Genomic DNA, 17,521 nt, shown 5'->3' on the forward strand with positions numbered 1-17,521 from the left:
CGATCTCATGGTCGAGCGCAAAAAGATACTGCTGCGCCTGGATCCGTCGGTGCACGACGCCATCGCCAAGTGGGCCGCCGACGACCTGCGCAGTATCAACGCCCAGATCGAATACGCACTGCGGCTGGCGCTGGAGGAGGCGGGCCGCAAACCGAAATCGAAACCTGTGGGGGACTGAGTAGCGCTGAAGCGACGCCGGGCATCGGGTGCGGTGCCCGGCGTCGTGCTATCCAGGCATTTGAGGGTTTACCCGGCGGATAGCAGAGAAATTCGCGGAAAATACCAATACGGTGTTCAACGATATCGTTGAAGGGGTCATGGTGTTGTGTAGCAAAGGATTCCGATGACCTCTCCGATATCAGTCTCCGGCCTCGACCTCTCCGCCGCCGCGCTCGCCGATTCGGTACGCGCCTTCCTGGGCGCCCTCCCGACGCCGCCGTCGCTACTCGCCCTCGGCGAGCCGACGCACGGCATCGAGGCATTCCCGGAACTGCGTAACGACCTGCTGCGGGAACTGGTGTCGCGGCACGGTTTTCGCGCCATCGCACTCGAATCGGATTGCCTCGCGGGCATGTTGGTCGACGATTACGTGACCACCGGCCGCGGCGATCTCGACGATGTGCTCGCCCGCGGCTTCAGTCACAACTTCGGCGCGCTCCGGGCGAATCGTGAATTGGTCTGCTGGCTGCGCGATTACAACGCCGGTGTCGCCCCGGCCGATCGGGTCCGCTTCCACGGTTTCGACGGCCCGCTCGAGATGGCGGCGGCGCCGAGCCCCCGCGTCGTCGTGCATTCGGTGCATGCTTTTCTTGCCGAACATCTGCCTGCGTCGCGAATCCCGCACACCGCAGGCGAATTGGACGAGCTGATCGGTGACGACGCGGAATGGTCGAATCCGGACGCCATGTGGGAGGCGGCCCGGTCCATCGGTGACACCGACCGGGCCAAGACGCTGCGCTGTGCCGTGGACGACCTGGTCGGCTGTTTCGAAGCCGAGGCCCCTGCACTCCGAAAAGCCGTCTCCGGCAAAGATTTCGAGCGCGCCCGCATGTTCGCCAGAACCGCGCACGGGCTGCTGCGCTACCACGCCGCGATGGCGAATCCGGTGCCGGACCGGATCTCGATACTGGGTGGCCTGCGCGATGTCATGATGTCGGAGAATCTGCTCGAGATCGTCGAAACCGGCAGGCCCGCCTTGGTATTCGCGCACAATGCGCATCTGCAACGCAACGAATCCATCGTGCGGGCCATGGGGGAGACCTGGCGCTGGTGGAGTGCGGGCGCGCTCGCCGCCGCGCACCTGGGCGAGCGCTATGTCTTCATCGCCGCCGACGGCGTCGACGATGTCGACACCAGGGAAGACCGGTCCACCCTGCAAGGTGTGCTCGCGGCGGCGACCGCGGAGCGTGCGCTCTTCCCGCCGCGCGAACTCGCCACCATCCTTGCGGAATATCCCGATCTGCGGGCCCGGTCCACCGATGACACCCGCTATGCCCCGCTCGATCCGTCGATCGGCATGGATGCCGTCGCCTTCCTCAGGATTCCGGTTTCTCGGTGATGAATATGGCGGTGCCGGGAAATAACTCGCCGCGCAGCGGACTCCACTGACCCCATTCCCGGTCCAGCCATTCCGGCCAATCCGGTTCCACGATGTCCTTCAGCAGCAGACCGGCCGCGACGATTTCGCGCACCCGGTCGCCGATGGTGCGGTGGTGTTCCACATAGGTCGGCTGACCTTCACCGTCCAATTCCACATAGGGCGTGCGGTCGAAATAGGGAATCGATGCGGTCAACCCGGCTGGACCGGGATCGTCGGGGAAAACCCAGCGCATCGGATGGTTCACCGAGAAAACCCAGCGGCCGCCCGGCCGCAGCACCCGGGCCACCTCGCGCATCACCAGGGCCGAATCCGCGACGAACGGCACCGCGCCGAAGGCCGAACAGGCCAGGTCGAAGGATTCGTCCAGGAACGGCAGCGCCTCGGCGCCCGCCTGCACCAGCGGCACCCGCGGCCCGCCCCGATCCATCGCCGCGCGCCCGCGCGCCAGCATCCCCATGGACAGGTCCAGCCCGATCGGATGCGCGCCCTGCCCGGCCAGCCAGCGCGCGCACGGCGCGGAACCGCAGCCGATCTCCAGGATTCGTTTGCCCGCGAGCTCGCCGAGGAAATGCATATCGCCCTCGTGCAGACCCTCCGGGCACCAGATGAATTCACCCTCGGGGGAGTCGACTCCGAGGAAATCGGCGTGGGTTTCGTGGTATTGCTCGGCGTCGGCGTCCCACCAGCGTCGGCTGGCCTGCTGACTCGCGGCCGAACCGAGCCGGGTCCGCGCCGTTCCCGCGGTTCCGAGCAGTGCGTTTGCCATCGCATGGCGTTCATCCGACACGCCGACAGCGTAATCGGCGCGGCGCGTGGGACCGGTTTGCCCGGCCGGACCAAGGTCGCGTACGCTGAACGCGCGAGTGTCTTCAGTACAACCGTACCGGAGTTCAACCCGTGCTGAGTTTCACATGCGTTGCGTGCGGTACGTTCCTAGTGTCCGTCAATCACACCTGCGCGGTGAGATCGCAGCGTACCGAAAGTTCCAATGTCCGCAACCGACCACAATCCGTCCGGAGCAAACCGACACATGCCCACCACCGTCACCTCGCCGCAGGTAGCCGTCAACGACATCGGCTCCGCCGAGGACTTCCTCGCCGCCATCGACGCCACGATCAAGTACTTCAACGACGGCGACATCGTCGAAGGAACCATCGTCAAGGTCGACCGCGACGAGGTTCTGCTCGACATCGGTTACAAGACCGAAGGCGTCATCCCCTCCCGCGAACTCTCCATCAAGCACGATGTCGACCCGAACGAGGTCGTTTCCGTGGGCGATGAGGTCGAGGCCCTCGTTCTCACCAAGGAGGACAAGGAAGGCCGCCTGATCCTGTCGAAGAAGCGGGCGCAGTACGAGCGTGCGTGGGGCACCATCGAAGAGCTCAAGGAGAAGGACGAGGCCGTCAAGGGCACCGTCATCGAGGTCGTGAAGGGCGGTCTGATCCTGGACATCGGCCTGCGCGGCTTCCTCCCTGCCTCGCTCGTCGAGATGCGCCGCGTCCGCGATCTGCAGCCGTACGTCGGCAAGGAGATCGAGGCCAAGATCATCGAACTGGACAAGAACCGCAACAACGTGGTCCTGTCCCGTCGCGCCTGGCTGGAGCAGACCCAGTCCGAGGTGCGCAGCGAATTCCTGCACCAGCTGCAGAAGGGCCAGGTCCGCAAGGGTGTGGTCTCCTCGATCGTCAACTTCGGCGCATTCGTCGATCTCGGCGGTGTCGACGGTCTGGTGCACGTCTCCGAGCTGTCCTGGAAGCACATCGACCACCCGTCCGAGGTCGTCGAGGTCGGCAACGAGGTCACCGTCGAGGTGCTCGACGTCGACCTGGATCGCGAGCGGGTTTCGCTCTCGCTCAAGGCGACTCAGGAAGATCCGTGGCGTCAGTTCGCCCGCACCCACGCGATCGGCCAGATCGTGCCGGGCAAGGTCACCAAGCTGGTTCCGTTCGGCGCGTTCGTCCGCGTCGAGGAGGGCATCGAGGGCCTGGTGCACATCTCCGAGCTGGCCGAGCGCCACGTCGAGGTGCCGGACCAGGTTGTCGCCGTCGGCGACGACGCGATGGTCAAGGTCATCGACATCGACCTGGAGCGTCGCCGGATCTCGCTGTCGCTGAAGCAGGCGAACGAGGACTACCACGCCGAGTTCGACCCGTCGAAGTACGGCATGGCCGACAGCTACGACGATCAGGGCAACTACATCTTCCCCGAGGGCTTCGATCCCGAGACCAACGAATGGCTCGAGGGCTTCGACAAGCAGCGCGAGGAGTGGGAAGGCCGCTACGCCGAGGCGGAGCGTCGCCACAAGATGCACACCGCGCAGATGGAGAAGATGGCGGCCGACGCCGCGGCCGAGGCCGCGAACGGTGGTCCGTCCAACTACTCCTCCGAGAGCGGTGCGCAGGCCGCCGCCTCGCAGTCGGAACCCGCTGGCGGTTCGCTCGCGAGCGACGCCCAGCTGGCCGCTCTGCGTGAGAAGCTGTCGGGCAACGGCTAAGCCCTAGCTTGATCTGACTGCGCCCCAACCGGATTCGGTTGGGGCGCAGTCGTTTTCCGGGGTGTTGTTGGGAGTGATCGGTGGGTTGGTCTCGTGGTCGCGTCGCTACGACGGCCGGATCGCCCGAGATAGGCGCGGGGTGCGCTGGTATGCGGTGTTCCGGTTCGCACCTTGGATGATTCCCATCCCGCCCCGTGCCGAGGGTGTTCCGGTCTCGTATTCCGGATGCCGCTGTTCCCGCGAAGGTTTCGGCTTCCGCGCCTGCAATCCTCAGTGCGGGAAGCTGGATGTTTGCGCAAGTGAGCATAGTGTAGATCGCGCGAGATAGTTGTTGTCTAACTCTGAGCGACAATCAGGTTCACATCCCGGTGTTGTCGCTCAGAGTTAGACAACAACTACTACCCGACCCGATCACTGGGCGACTTTCTGGCTATCTACGTGCGCGTAGGCGGTAACCGAATCGGCCTTCGCGCATGCCGCCGACACGCCGCGATCTTAGTTCCAGTGCACCAATTAGCTTCTGGCGCAAGCGATTACCTGTGCGAGAAGCCAGTTTGCTATGCGTGAACGGATTGCCTACTGGATCAAAGGTAAAAACAGGGGCGGGGAGCGATTCAGTCGGCCTAGGTGGACAAAATCAGCTGGGATATGCGGAAATCCCGCAGAAGTCGTCTGGTTTTGTCCGTTCAGGCCGGATGCTACAGCGCCGGTACGGATATCGGCCTCACCCCGGATGCGAAACCGCACCGCCACATGCCAACGCACCCCGGCGCCTACCTGAGGCAATCCAGCCGTCGTAGCGACGCGACCACACACCCACGCACCGATCCCCCTACCCGAGGGCGAAACCCGCACGCCGTGTGCACGGAACACGAGCGACGGCGGCATCCGGACACGGCACGCCGACGCTGGGGACAGCGCCATCCCTTGTGCGAAACCGACACCGCCGCATGCCAACTCGATTCGCACCCATCTCAGGCGATCCAGCCGTCGTAGCGGCGCAACCACCAGCCGAACGCACCGACCACCCCAGACAGCACCAGCTCAGACGCCGCCGTTTGGCAACCCCGACGGCCGCGGGGTCACCGGAGCTCCACGCCGGGACGGGAATCCTGTTGTGCCGCGCAAAACTTCGGGGGCGCCGCGGGGTGGGACGGCGGCCTCGTGCGGGGCGACCATCTGGGCCGTGGTGAGGGCGACGACCTGGATCTGGTCCAGGCGCAGGCCGAGTCCGGCCAGGCGTGCGATGACGCCGAGCCGATGTTCGGCCAGGCCCGGCCGGATCGGCAGTGGGTCGCGGCCGGGGCGGCGCAGCACGTACATGCGCTGCGCGCTGTCGTAGGTGACCGGGACGCCGTCGCGGATCGCGCGATAGGCGTCCAGGTCCAGCGTGCTGTGCCGGACCGGGTCGATCATCAGCTGTTCGATGAGGCGTTCGGCCTCGTCGAGGTAGTACCGCTGATCCTCCGGTGTCAGCTCGGACACCCGCTGTGCCACCCGCCACCGGTAGTCGGCGGCGGCGGACCGCAGCAGCGACCGGTGGTGTTCGGCCTCCTCGGCGAGGTCGAGCGCGCGGCGGTGCCGGTTGGGCGGCTGCTCGGCAGGCAGGTGCCGGGCGGGCAGCGGATCCCGCGGGTCGGGCATCGAAGCATGGACGTCGGGCATGGCCCCTCCTCGGCTCGAGTTGCGAATTACCTTGTCCAGCAACTCGGTCGACGTCCGACCCACTTCGTATTCTGCCGCAGGGGTACGACAAGTTCCGCTGCCCGACACCGGGCGGGGCCTCACACGGTCTTCAGCGCGCCGCCGTCGACGATCAGATCCGCCCCGACGATGCTGCGGGCGTGGTCGGAGGCGAGAAAGGCGACCTGGGCGGCGATCTCGGCGGGCTCGATCAGGCGGCCGGTGGTCATGCCGACCGTGGACGGAAGTTGCGGGAGGAATTCCTCGACGCGAATACCGTTGGCGGCGGCGATCTTTCCGCCGGGGCCGGCTGCGGATTCCCAGAACGCGGTGCGGACCGGGCCGGGGGAGATGGTGTTGACCCGGACACCCCGCGGACCGAATTGCTCCGCAATGGCCTTGCCGAGCGCGGTGAGCGCGGCCTTGGCAACGCCGTAGTCGGCGACGGCCGCACCGGGCGCACGGCCGACGATCGAGGAGACGTTGATCACTGTGCCGTGCCGCTCGACGAGGCTAGGCAGTGCCGCCCTGGTCATCCGGACGGCGCTGTAGAAGTTCAAATCGAAGGTGCGCCGCCAGGTTTCGTCGTCTATATCGAGAAAACCGTTGAGTGCGTTGAAGTCCGCGCCGCCGACATTGTTGACCAGGATATCGACGCCGCCGAGCGCGGCCGTCGCCTGTGCGGCGAGTTCGGTTGCGCCGGTGGTCGTTGCGAGGTCGACGGGAACCGTGACCGCACCTGTCGCCCGGAGTTCGGCGGTGATGGTGCGGGCGGCGCCGACCACGCTGACGCCCTCGGCGAGCAATGTCTTCGTGATGGCGAGCCCGATGCCGCGGCCCGCGCCGGTGACGATGGCGGTGCGTCCGTCGAGTCCCAAATCCATTGTTGTTCCTGACTTTCAGTAGCCGACGGTGAATCGGCGCTGGATGAATCGCGGTTGTTCGGCCTCGTCGAGCAGGGCGACGGCGAGGTCGGCCGCGGAGATATCGCTGGTGCCGTCGGCGCGGACCAGCAGTTGATCGGTGCCGATCCGGAAGCGACCGGTGCGCTCGCCTGGGCGGATGCGCAGCGCCGACGGGCTGACCGAGGTCCAATTGCGGTTGGATTGGCGATACAGGTTCAGCGCGTCGCGCAGCGCGCGCACCACCGCACCGTATTCCTTTGGCACCTCCAGCTCTTCGACCAGGTTCCGATCGAATTCGGCGCCGCCGTCGAGGATTTGGCGTCCCGGCGCCACCTCGAGACTGCCCGCGCCGCCGACCGAGATCAGCCGTACCGACGGGTGCCGCTCGAGCGCGCCGATCATGGCCCGCGCGCCGCTGACGAACCTGTCCGCGTTGGCGATGGTGTCGGCGACGCCGTGGCCGGCGTTCACCGCGCTGATCACCACGTCCTGTCCGGCGATGGCCTCGGCGATGCTTTCGGTGTCCAGCCAGTCGGCGACCCGCCAATCCGCCCCGCCCCGGTCGGCGGGGAAGCGCGCCGCATCCCTGCTGAACGCGGTGACTCGATGTCCCCGCCCGACGGCCTCCGCCACCGCGGCACTGCCGATTACCCCGGTCGCGCCGAAGATTCCGATGTTCACGATGCCTCGCTCTACACTGCGTTCACTTACTACACGCCGTTCAGTGACGACACGGAAGATAGTAGCCGCACGCTGTAAGGTGTCAACCGTGGCCGAAGTCGTACAGCGTCGCCGGGACCGTCTGCGGGCGCAGACCACCGAGGACATCAAGACGATCGCGCTGCGGTTGCTGGCCGAGGGCGGTCCGGATGCGATCGCGCTGCGCGCCATCGCCCGCGAGATGGGTATGACCGCGGGGGCCATCTACGGCTACTACGCCACCCGCGACGACCTGATCACCACATTGATCTCGGATGTCTACGGCGCGCTCGTCGACGAGTTGGAGGCGGCACGCGACCGGATTCCGGCAAGCGATCCGGCGGGTCGGGTGGTGGCCTGGGGTGAGGCGGTACGCCGGTGGGCGCTGGCGAATCCCGAAGGCTTCCGGCTCATCTACGGCGACCCGGTGCCCGGCTATCAGCCGCCGCCGGGCGGTCCGGCCGCCGAGGCCGAGGCGCGGGCCTGCAACGGTCTGGTCGGTCTGGTCGCAGCGGCCTGGTCACATGCGCAGGCGCTGCAAGGGGGCGACGAGATCACCTGGTCGGATTTCGATGCCGACCTGGTAACCCATGTGCGCGCCGAATTCCCGGAGTTGCCGCCCGCCGCGCTGGCGCTGGCGCTGCGGATGTGGGGGCGGATGCACGGACTGATCGCGCTGGAGATCTACGGCCACCTGATCCCCCAATCCCGGGATCCCGCAAAGCTTTACCACGCCGAGATGTTGGATCTGGTGCGTTCACTGGGCCTCTAGGAATCGTCCTCGACTCCTCCGCCGAGTCCTCCCTTCGGCGGATCTCGAATCCACGGCCGCCTCGTAGTTTCCAACGGCAGCAGGAAAACGGTTGGGAGACGGCATGAGCATGTGGTTGTTGGTGGCCATCATCGTCGGCGTGATCGCCTTGGTGATCAAGCGATTCCGGGGCGAGCCGATGGACGCCCGCGATATCTTCCTCACCCCGCTGATCCTGGTGGCGATCGGCGTGTTCAGCGTCACCAAGGTCAAGGATCTGAGTGCCGTCGACATCACCTTCCTGGTGATCGGCGGCGTGATCGGTATCGCCTTCGGCGCGGTGCGCGGGACGACGGTCGACATCTTCGAGCGCGACGGGCATCTCTGGCAGCGCTACACCGTGAAAACCGTTGTGGTGTGGGTGACTTCGTTCGCGGTCGGATTCGGGGTGAGCATGGTCGGCGTCGCGCTCGGCATGCATCACGACGCGCGGCCGACCACGCTGTCGATCGGTATCGGCATGCTGGGGGAGATGTTGACCCTCGGCTTGCGCGCCTTCTCCACCGGCGTGCCGTTCAAGCAGGACGGTAAGGAAGGCGGGCGGTCGAATTCGGTCATCGACCAAACCTTCGACCGATTCCTGACGCAGGCGCAGTCGTACGGGAACCGCGGCGATCAGCGGGATGAGGAGCGCGGGTCGCGCAAATCCGACCGGGGTTCCATCGAACGGCCGCCGACGTTGCGTGACGGACTGCAGTGGCTGAATCGCGGGCGGGATAACCGGCACTGAAGGTCGCGGCCGGACCGTCCCCGCGAACTCCGCGCAACCGGCTGATTAATCCTGTCGCACAATCGGACACGGGGAATGGGATGTGCGCCGGCGAACGGTAGGCTTTCGCGGCAATGCCGCAATTGTGCGCGCTGCCTGATCGAATTCGATGAAGTCGGACGTTTGACCAACTTAACGGTAGTGTCGCTGCGGGAAAGTCAGCTCGGCAGAAAGGCCCTACCGCAAGATGTGCGCAGCGAGCCCGTTCAGCGGCCTCAACCGTAGACAGTTCCTGGCGAAGGCGGCGGCCGCGGGTGCGGTCGGCGCGCTGGCCTCCTGGGCCAACCCGATCATCGAGCGCGCGTACGCCGCCGATCCGGCGGGTATGGGCGGACTCGGCGATATCGAACACTTCGTGCTGCTGATGCAGGAGAATCGCTCGTTCGACCACTACTTCGGCACCTTCTCCGGCGTCCGCGGCTTCGACGATCCGTCCGCGTCGTGGCGTCAGTACGGGTGGACACCCGGCGCGGGCCCGTCGCCCGACGGTTATGTCAACCCGTTCCGCTTGGACACCACGCGCGGCGCGACCCTCGACGGCGAATGCATCAACGATCCGGACCACACCTGGGGCGGTATGCATCGGGCGTGGAACGGCGGCCGCAACGATCAGTGGATGCCGATGTCCATCGAGAGCGTCGGCCCCGCCAACGCGCCCGCCGCCATGGGTTACTACCTGCGCGAGGATATTCCGATCCACCACGAGCTGGCCGAGGCGTTCACCCTCTGCGACAACTACCACTGCTCGGTGCTCGGCCCGACCGATCCCAACCGGCTCTACTGGATCAGCGCGACCATCGATCCGGACGGCCTCGCGGGCGGTCCGCTGGTCGAGACGCCGACGCTGATTCCGCAGAACGCCTACAGCTGGCGCACTTTCCCGGAGAATCTGTCCGAGGCCGGGGTGAGCTGGAAGGTATACAACAACCGCGATGTCGGCCCGCTGTCCTCGGTGATCCTGGACGGCATGCTCGGCTGTTTCAAACAGTCGCAGGACCCGAACTCCGAACTGCATCGCCGCGGCATCGCGCCGGTGTATCCCAACGACTTCCAGGCCGATGTCGCCAATGACACACTGCCCGCGGTCTCCTGGGTGATCCCGGCACTGATCAACTGCGAACATCCGGCGCTGCCCGCGGCTTTCGGCGCGTACGGCATCGTGCAGCTGCTCGACATCCTCACCTCGAATCCGAAGGTGTGGGAGAAGACCGCGCTGATCATCAGCTACGACGAGAACGGCGGCTTCTTCGATCACGTCACCCCGCCGACGGCGCCGCCGGGCACGCCGGGTGAATTCCTGACCGTTCCGCTGGACCGGGTCAGCTCGGCGAAGGGTATCGCCGGGCCGATCGGGCTCGGGTATCGCGTTCCGGGACTGGTGATTTCGCCGTACAGCCGGGGTGGGCTGGTGGCCTCGGAGACCTTCGACCACACCTCGCAGCTGCGGCTGCTGGAAACCCGGTTCGGGGTCCAGGTGCCCAATCTGACGAAGTGGCGGCGCGGCGTCACCGGCGATATGACCTCGGCCTTCGATTTCGGTTCCGCGCCGAACGCCGCCAAGCCGGTGCTGAGCGATCCGAAGCCGAAAATGGATGCGGCCGTTGCCCAGTGCGGCCCGAATATCGCGCTCGGCACCGCGACCAAGGGCGTGCCGTATCCGGTACCGCCGAACGAGATGCCGCGTCAGCAGCCGGGCACCCGGCGCAAGCCGAGCGGTCTCGTGCGCGCGTAATCCTTACAGATGTAAGAACATTCGGTCCCGGCCCGGGACAGGCGAGTGGCCCAGCCCCCGAAATGGGCTGGGCCACTGCCCAAGTGTGTGTTCAGCCGACGGTGGCGGGCACCCAGCGGACACTCGGGACGACTGCGGAGCGTTTTCGCATGGCCGCGAAGCTGTGCCGGGCCGGGCTGATCAACGCGGTGAACCATGTGCGGCGATGCTCGGCGAGCGCGGCCGCGACGGCGGGGATGTGGATGCAGTGCACTCCGCCCGCCATTCCCAGGCGGTGGCGACCCGTCTGGTCGTGTCTGGTGCCCAATTGTGTTCCTTTGCTTGCTGGTGCTGGCCTGGATCGCCAGGGCGAAGATTAGCCGAACGAAACTGGCGGGCACGGTATTTTGCGCAAGTAATTGCCCCGGCGTGTCGGAAAGTTATCTTCGCCGGTCCGGATTCTCCGGTAATTGTTGCGGATCGGTCTCGACGATGTCACGGATCGGCCAAATGGTCGGTCGGTATGTGGAATGCGGTGGGCGGCTGGGTATTAGGAGGGTTTGTCCGCGCCCCGGGCCGCGCGGGTCGGGACGCCGCCGGGATGCGAGACTTGGTCAATGTTGCGGATCGGCCTCACCGGAGGCATGGGAGCGGGCAAGTCGACGGTGGCGCGGACGCTCGCCGAACTCGGCGCGGTGATCATCGACTCCGATGTCATCGCGCGAGAGGTGGTCGCACCGGGTACCGAGGGTCTGGCCGCACTCGTCGCGGCCTTCGGCGCGGAGATACTCGCCGCCGACGGCAGCCTGGACCGGCCCGCGCTCGCCGCCAAGGCATTCGGCTCCGACGCCGCGCGCGCGACCCTGAATTCGATCACCCATCCGCTGGTCGGTAAACGCACCGCGGAACTCATTTCCGCCGCGCCGCCGGATGCGATCGTGGTGCAGGACATTCCATTGTTGGTGGAAAACGGATTGGCGCCGTTGATGAATCTGGTGCTGATCGTCGACGTGCCCGAGGAAACCCGAATTCGGCGTTTGGTGGAATTCCGCGGTATCGCCGAATCCGACGCGCGCGCCCGAATTTCGGCGCAGGCCACCGACGAGCAGCGGCGCGCGGCGGCCGATGTGTTACTGGACAATTCCGGTCCGGCCGGTGCGGTCGACGCGGTGGTGCGCGACCTGTGGCGCAACCGGCTGGTGCCGTTCGAACACAATCTGCGCACCGGAACCCGGGCGCGGCGGGCGAATGTCGCTCTGGCGCCGCCGAATCCGGAGTGGCCCGCGCAGGCGCAGCGGCTGATCGCGCGGCTGTGGGTGGCCTGCGGTACCTCGGCCTCGCGGATCGATCACATCGGATCCACCTCCGTGCCGGGCCTGCCCGCGAAGGATGTGCTCGACCTGCAGATCACCGTCGCCGATCTGGACGTGGCCGACGGGCTGCGCGATGCGCTGGGCGCGGCGGGTTTCCCGGTGATCGCGGAGATCACCGGGGATAGTCCGAAACCGACCCCGCAGGATCCGGCCGGAATCGATAAAGCACTGTGGGCCAAGAGAATTCATGCGAATGCCGACCCGGGCCGCCTGGCGAACGTGCACATCAGGGTCGACGGCTCGCCCGGCCAGCGGTTCGCGCTCGACTTCCGGGACTGGTTGCGCGCCGATGCCGCGGCCCGCGCCGAATACCTCGAGGTGAAACGCGCGGGCGAGGCCAAGGCCGCCGGGCTGACCGGCACCGAGGCGACCCTGGCCTACCTGGACGTGAAGGAACCGTGGTTCGACGCCGCGTACGAGCGCGTCCGCGCTTGGCGCGCGGCGCGATAACCCGATGCGTCAGAACAGCTTTGCCAGCCGGTCGAGGCTCTGGCCCCAGCCGTCGCGCGCACCGTCCTCGGGGCTGATCGGGCCGGGGGCGAGCAGATGGAAGGTCATGACGGTCTTGCCGTCCTCGGTGTCGTCCAAGGTCACCGTGATGATCGATTCCCCTTCCGGACCGGTCGGATCGCCCCAGGCGAATATCAGGCGCTCGGGCTCGACCAGCTCGCGGAAGACGCCGACGCTCGGATATCGACTGCCATCGGTGTCGGACACCATGACCGACGCATACCGTCCGCCCACTCGCGGTTCCACCACGATGCTGTCGCGCGGTGTCGAGAAGCCGTGCGGCCCGGCCCATTGCGTGAGCTGGTCGGGATCGAGCCAGGCGCGGTAGACCAGTTCGCGCGGTGCGTCGAAGACTCGGACGATGGTGAATTCGCGGTCGCTCATCGCGGTGTCTCCTCGGCTCCGCCGGTCATCCAGTCGGGTGCGCCGGAGGGATAACGGGTTTGGAAATCCATCAGCGCAACCCAGGTGGGGCGCACCGCGATTCGCTCCATCTTCGGCGCCATGGCGCGGAGCATGTCGAGATAACCCTCGACCGCCGGGTCGCCGCCCTTGCGCATCGCCGCGACGTAATCCGGTGCCAGGCCGTCGATTTCGGTGATCTCGGCGCGGCCACGCAACAGCAGTACCCGCGGCGGCGCGTCGGTGGTATCGATGGTGATCGCGACATCGGGGCGGGCGCGCAGGGCGCGTGTCTTGTGTGACGGGGCGAATCCGGACATCACCACCTCGGCGCCGTTCCACACGAAATTCATCGGCAGTACCCGCGGTGTGCCGTCGGCGGCGGTATAGGCAAGGCGCGCGGGAATATTCGTCGCGAGCAGGTCCTGGGCCAGTTCGGTTCGGAGCAGGCGTACATCGCCCTGCGGCAGCGTCATCAAGTCGGTCATTTCAGTCCTTGTGCTGGATGTTGCGCAGATGTTCGTCGAGCCGGTCGAAGCGCTGGTCCCAGAACCGGCGGTAGCGGCCGAGCCAGTTGGTGGCCTCGGCCAGCGGGGCCGCGTCCAGGCGACACGGGCGCCATTGCGCGTGTTGACCGCGGGTGATGAGCCCGGCGCGCTCCAGGACCTTCAGGTGTTTGGAGATGGCGGGCAGGCTCATCGCGAACGGCTCGGCGAGTTCGGTGACGGTGGCCTCGCCGTCGGCCAGCCGCGCCAGGATGGCGCGCCGGGTCGGATCGGCGAGGGCCGCGAAGGTTCTGCTTACATCCAGGTGAGGGTGATGCCCATGGATTCCATCCAGGATTCCAGGGAATGGCCGTTCGCGGCGATGCCGTCGATGGCGGTGGCCGCGTTGGCCACCGCCGCCTCGGCCTCGGCCGCGCCGATCAAACCCGCGGCATGGGCGGCGAGCAGCTCGTCGACATCGAGCAGTTCGGTCTCGCGGCCCGAGCGGACCACGATGTCGAGGTAGTGGTCCACCGACTTCCACTGTTTCGGGCCGAGCCGGGTGTACTCACCGAGATCCAGGTAGTAGTCCTGATCGCGCTGATGCGCCGGGTGATAGTGGAATACGGTCGCGCGCAGGGACAGCTCGGGTAGTAGCCACGACTCGATGTAGTGGAACTGCGGATGGTCCGAGGTGCGCGCCATGTACAGGCCCCACGACTCGACCCGATACGTCTCCACCGGCCGCACGAAACCCTTCGGATCGGTGTTGGTCAGCCCGGCGATGTCGAAATATTCGACCTTCGGCCGGTGCACGTGCACCGGCGCCGGGTCGGCGTTGACCAGTCCTCCGTGATTACGCACGCCGCCTCCTCTTCGGCCGGACCTTCCCGCCGGGTGTCATGCAGAAAATCTACCGCCACTCGAGCGCTTGGTCGCGGCGTCGCGCGGCCGGCGGAGCGCCGGATTACATCCAGGTCAGGCCGATGCCCTGGGCGGCGAGCCAGCGGTCGACGTCGTGGTCGTGCGCGGCGAGCCCGTCCATGGCGGCGGTGGCGCGCTCGAAGGCTCGGTGCGCCTGTGCGGTGTCGACCACCCCGGCCGCGTGCGCGGCCAGCAATTCGTCGACGCCGCGCAGATCGGCCCGGCGGCCACCCTGCACCTCGATATCGAGGTAGTGGTCCACCGCCTTCCAGCGCTTCGGCTCGATGCGGGTGTATTCGCCGATATCCAGGCAGTAATCCCGGCCGTGATGGTCGCCGGCGTGCCGGTGCGCGATGGTCGCGCGGATCGAAAGATCCGGCAGCAGCCAGGATTCCAGGTAGTGGAACTGCGGCCCGTCGACGCAGCGCGCCATATAGAGGCCCCACGGTTCGACGTGGAAGCGTTCGACCGGCCGGACGAAACCCTTGGCATCGGTATTGGTGAACTCGGCGACGTTGAAGTACTCGACTCTTGGTCTGGTGGGCGTTCGCCCCGGCGGCGCGGCGGCCCCGTTGCTGCCGTTGGTCGCGATGGTTCCGTGTGCGAATGCAAATCCACGGATATCCCGGGCCACAAATCCGGCGATCCCGGTGACCGCCGGTGCGGCGACGAGCAATGGCAGCAGTGCGCTCATAGCCTCGTCCCTTCACCAAGTCTGGACAACCAGCTCAGAGTACACCTGGGCAACCCCTTCCTCACCCGGTGTGACAAAGCCGACCCGGACCTGAATACTGTTGTGAGAACAGACCTTTCGAGACCATTACGGTTATTTGAGCAAGGCTTGAACAAGGGTTGGGTGAACCATTGTGCACACGCCTGGCAACTAGACTGTCCAGTCTTCATAGTGGTGGATTCCGCCCGGCGCGAAGGCGGGCTGTTCTTGTCGGTGCCTGGTTCTAGGCTGGGAGCATGGCTTTCGCAACCGAGATCCCCGCCGGCAACGAGCCGCCGCTCGCCCATTCGGAATTCCGGCCCGTCGGCGAGATCGAGCGCACCGACGGCCGGTTCGAGGTGGTCAGCGAGCACAAGCCCGCGGGCGATCAGCCCGCGGCGATCGCCGAGCTGGAACGCCGGATCCGGGCGGGGGAGCGCGATGTCGTGCTGCTCGGCGCCACCGGCACCGGCAAATCGGCCACCACGGCCTGGCTCATCGAGCGGCTGCAGCGGCCGACGCTGGTGATGGCGCCGAACAAGACGCTCGCCGCGCAGCTGGCCAACGAGTTGCGGGAGATGTTGCCCAACAACGCGGTTGAATATTTCGTCTCGTACTACGACTACTACCAGCCCGAGGCGTATATCGCGCAGACCGACACCTATATCGAGAAGGACAGCTCGATCAACGACGATGTCGAGCGGCTGCGCCATTCGGCGACCTCCAGTCTGCTGTCTCGGCGCGATGTCGTGGTGGTCGCCTCGGTGTCGTGCATCTACGGCCTCGGCACACCGCAGTCCTACCTGGATCGGTCGGTGCAGCTCGAGGTCGGCGGCGAGATCGACCGCGACGCGCTGCTGCGCCTGCTGGTCGATGTGCAGTACACCCGCAACGACATGTCCTTCGTGCGCGGGTCGTTCCGGGTGCGCGGCGACACCGTCGAAATCATCCCGTCCTACGAGGAACTCGCGATCCGCATCGAATTCTTCGGCGACGAGATCGAGGCGCTGTATTACCTGCACCCGCTCACCGGCGATGTGGTGCGGCAGGTGGATATGCTGCGCATCTTCCCGGCCACCCACTACGTCGCCGGTCCGGACCGGATGGAGCGCGCGGTTCGCGATATCGAGGAGGAGCTGGCCGAGCGGCTCGCCGAGCTGGAGCGCCAGGGCAAACTGCTGGAGGCGCAGCGGCTGCGCATGCGCACCCAGTACGACCTGGAGATGATCCGCCAGGTCGGATTCTGCTCCGGCATCGAGAACTATTCGCGCCACATCGACGGGCGGCCCGCCGGCTCCGCGCCCGCCACGCTGCTCGACTACTTCCCGGAGGATTTCCTGCTCGTCATCGACGAGTCGCATGTGACCGTCCCGCAGATCGGCGGCATGTACGAGGGCGATATGTCGCGCAAGCGCAACCTGGTCGAATACGGTTTCCGGCTGCCTTCGGCGGTGGACAACCGGCCGCTCACCTGGGAGGAGTTCGCGGACCGGATCGGCCAGGCGGTGTACCTGTCGGCCACGCCGGGCCCGTACGAGCTGGGGCAGACCGGCGGTGAGGTGGTCGAGCAGGTCATCCGCCCGACCGGCCTGGTCGACCCGCAGGTGGTGGTGAAGCCGACCAAGGGCCAGATCGACGACCTGGTGCACGAGATCCGGGTGCGCGCCGAGCGCGACGAGCGGGTGCTGGTCACCACGCTGACCAAGAAGATGGCCGAGGATCTCACCGATTATCTGCTCGGGCTCGGCATCCGGGTGCGCTACCTGCACTCCGAGATCGACACCCTGCGTCGCGTCGAACTGCTGCGCCAGCTGCGGCTCGGCGAATACGACGTGCTCGTCGGCATCAACCTGCTGCGCGAGGGCCTCGACCTGCCGGAGGTTTCGTTGGTCGCCATCCTGGACGCCGACAAGGAGGGCTTCCTGCGCAGCGCGACCAGCCTCATCCAGACCATCGGCCGGGCCGCCCGCAATGTCTCCGGCGAGGTGCACATGTACGCCGACTCGGTCACCGATTCGATGCGGCACGCCATCGAGGAGACCGATCGCCGCCGCGCGAAGCAGATCGCGTACAACGAGCAGATGGGCATCGACCCGAAACCGTTGCGCAAGAAGATCGCCGACATCCTGGACCAGGTGTACCGGGAGGCGGACGACGAGGTGGAGATCGGCGGTTCGGGCCGCAATGCCAGCCGCGGCCGCCGGGCACAGGGCGAGCCGGGGCGCGCGGTGAGCGCGGGTGTGTTCGAGGGTCGCGATATCAAGTCGATGCCGCGGGCCGAACTGGCCGACCTGGTCAAGGAACTCACCGACCAGATGATGAACGCGGCCCGCGAGCTGCAATTCGAGCTGGCCGGCCGGTTGCGCGACGAGATCGCGGATCTGAAGAAGGAACTGCGCGGCATGGACGCCGCTGGGCTGAAGTGAGCGCTACCGGCCACTGG

Annotated in this window: 18 protein-coding genes; 8 read left to right on the forward strand and 10 right to left on the reverse strand. The window is 66.6% G+C overall.

The genetic code is table 11. The annotated features are described in order from the left end of the window. The first annotated feature begins 7 nt into the window (after positions 1-7). Positions 8-178, forward strand: a complete 171-nt coding sequence (locus LGY53_RS26965) for a toxin-antitoxin system HicB family antitoxin (RefSeq protein ID WP_167473975.1) — start codon at positions 8-10, stop codon at positions 176-178. A gap of 165 nt (positions 179-343) precedes the next feature. Next, positions 344-1,558, forward strand: coding sequence for an erythromycin esterase family protein (locus LGY53_RS26970; RefSeq protein ID WP_225729515.1), 1,215 nt, complete (start codon positions 344-346; stop codon positions 1,556-1,558). Here LGY53_RS26970 and LGY53_RS26975 read toward each other — a convergent pair. Then, positions 1,536-2,387 (reverse strand): class I SAM-dependent methyltransferase, encoded by an 852-nt coding sequence (locus LGY53_RS26975; RefSeq protein ID WP_225729516.1) that lies wholly within the window; start codon positions 2,385-2,387, stop codon positions 1,536-1,538. The genes LGY53_RS26970 and LGY53_RS26975 overlap by 23 nt on opposite strands. Positions 2,388-2,630: 243 nt before the next feature. On the opposite strand from LGY53_RS26975, the gene rpsA reads away from it, so the two are divergent. Further along, positions 2,631-4,094, forward strand: coding sequence for a 30S ribosomal protein S1 (gene rpsA, locus LGY53_RS26980; RefSeq protein WP_167473978.1), 1,464 nt, complete (start codon positions 2,631-2,633; stop codon positions 4,092-4,094). A 1,044-nt stretch (positions 4,095-5,138) separates the two neighbouring features. Here rpsA and LGY53_RS26985 read toward each other — a convergent pair. The 3 genes from LGY53_RS26985 to LGY53_RS26995 all read right to left on the reverse strand — a co-directional run bounded on the left by LGY53_RS26985 (position 5,139) and on the right by LGY53_RS26995 (position 7,363). Next, a complete protein-coding gene (locus LGY53_RS26985; RefSeq protein WP_225729517.1) occupies positions 5,139-5,759 on the reverse strand; it encodes a hypothetical protein in 621 nt (206 codons plus the stop codon). A 119-nt stretch (positions 5,760-5,878) separates the two neighbouring features. Next, complete coding sequence (locus LGY53_RS26990; protein ID WP_225729518.1) at positions 5,879-6,661, reverse strand: SDR family NAD(P)-dependent oxidoreductase; 783 nt, start codon at positions 6,659-6,661, stop codon at positions 5,879-5,881. Positions 6,662-6,676: 15 nt separating this feature from the next. Beyond that, positions 6,677-7,363, reverse strand: coding sequence for an NAD(P)-dependent oxidoreductase (locus tag LGY53_RS26995; RefSeq protein ID WP_225729519.1), 687 nt, complete (start codon positions 7,361-7,363; stop codon positions 6,677-6,679). Positions 7,364-7,451: 88 nt separating this feature from the next. On the opposite strand from LGY53_RS26995, the gene LGY53_RS27000 reads away from it, so the two are divergent. The 3 genes from LGY53_RS27000 to LGY53_RS27010 all read left to right on the forward strand — a co-directional run bounded on the left by LGY53_RS27000 (position 7,452) and on the right by LGY53_RS27010 (position 10,693). After that, on the forward strand, positions 7,452-8,153 hold the full coding sequence (locus LGY53_RS27000) for a TetR/AcrR family transcriptional regulator (protein WP_225729520.1): 702 nt from the start codon (positions 7,452-7,454) through the stop codon (positions 8,151-8,153). A gap of 103 nt (positions 8,154-8,256) precedes the next feature. Then, a complete protein-coding gene (locus LGY53_RS27005; RefSeq protein WP_225729521.1) occupies positions 8,257-8,922 on the forward strand; it encodes a hypothetical protein in 666 nt (221 codons plus the stop codon). Between the two features lie 226 nt (positions 8,923-9,148). Beyond that, on the forward strand, positions 9,149-10,693 hold the full coding sequence (locus tag LGY53_RS27010; RefSeq protein WP_225729522.1) for a phospholipase C: 1,545 nt from the start codon (positions 9,149-9,151) through the stop codon (positions 10,691-10,693). Positions 10,694-10,784: 91 nt separating this feature from the next. Here the strand turns inward: LGY53_RS27010 and LGY53_RS27015 are convergent, their stop codons facing one another. Further along, entirely contained in the window at positions 10,785-11,000 is a 216-nt protein-coding gene (locus LGY53_RS27015; protein ID WP_167471232.1) for a hypothetical protein, read from the reverse strand. A 289-nt stretch (positions 11,001-11,289) separates the two neighbouring features. On the opposite strand from LGY53_RS27015, the gene coaE reads away from it, so the two are divergent. Beyond that, positions 11,290-12,495, forward strand: a complete 1,206-nt coding sequence (coaE, locus tag LGY53_RS27020) for a dephospho-CoA kinase (protein WP_225729523.1) — start codon at positions 11,290-11,292, stop codon at positions 12,493-12,495. A gap of 9 nt (positions 12,496-12,504) precedes the next feature. Here the strand turns inward: coaE and LGY53_RS27025 are convergent, their stop codons facing one another. From LGY53_RS27025 to LGY53_RS27045, 5 genes are all read right to left on the reverse strand, one after another. After that, entirely contained in the window at positions 12,505-12,939 is a 435-nt protein-coding gene (locus LGY53_RS27025) for an SRPBCC domain-containing protein (protein WP_225729524.1), read from the reverse strand. Further along, complete coding sequence (locus tag LGY53_RS27030) at positions 12,936-13,445, reverse strand: pyridoxamine 5'-phosphate oxidase family protein (RefSeq protein WP_225729525.1); 510 nt, start codon at positions 13,443-13,445, stop codon at positions 12,936-12,938. The genes LGY53_RS27025 and LGY53_RS27030 overlap by 4 nt, the downstream gene beginning before the upstream one ends. A 1-nt stretch (position 13,446) precedes the next feature. Continuing rightward, on the reverse strand, positions 13,447-13,767 hold the full coding sequence (locus LGY53_RS27035) for a helix-turn-helix transcriptional regulator (RefSeq protein WP_225729634.1): 321 nt from the start codon (positions 13,765-13,767) through the stop codon (positions 13,447-13,449). Continuing rightward, a complete protein-coding gene (locus tag LGY53_RS27040; RefSeq protein ID WP_225729526.1) occupies positions 13,758-14,306 on the reverse strand; it encodes a DUF402 domain-containing protein in 549 nt (182 codons plus the stop codon). Before LGY53_RS27040 ends, LGY53_RS27035 begins: the two co-directional genes overlap by 10 nt. A gap of 103 nt (positions 14,307-14,409) precedes the next feature. Beyond that, a complete protein-coding gene (locus LGY53_RS27045; protein ID WP_225729527.1) occupies positions 14,410-15,060 on the reverse strand; it encodes a DUF402 domain-containing protein in 651 nt (216 codons plus the stop codon). 275 nt (positions 15,061-15,335) lie between these two features. Between LGY53_RS27045 and uvrB the strand changes: the two genes are divergently transcribed. Then, complete coding sequence (uvrB, locus tag LGY53_RS27050) at positions 15,336-17,504, forward strand: excinuclease ABC subunit UvrB (protein ID WP_225729528.1); 2,169 nt, start codon at positions 15,336-15,338, stop codon at positions 17,502-17,504. Positions 17,505-17,521 lie beyond the last annotated feature (17 nt).

The organism is Nocardia sp. JCM 34519.1 (assembly GCF_020361265.1).
GTDB classification, from domain to species: domain Bacteria; phylum Actinomycetota; class Actinomycetes; order Mycobacteriales; family Mycobacteriaceae; genus Nocardia; species Nocardia arthritidis_A.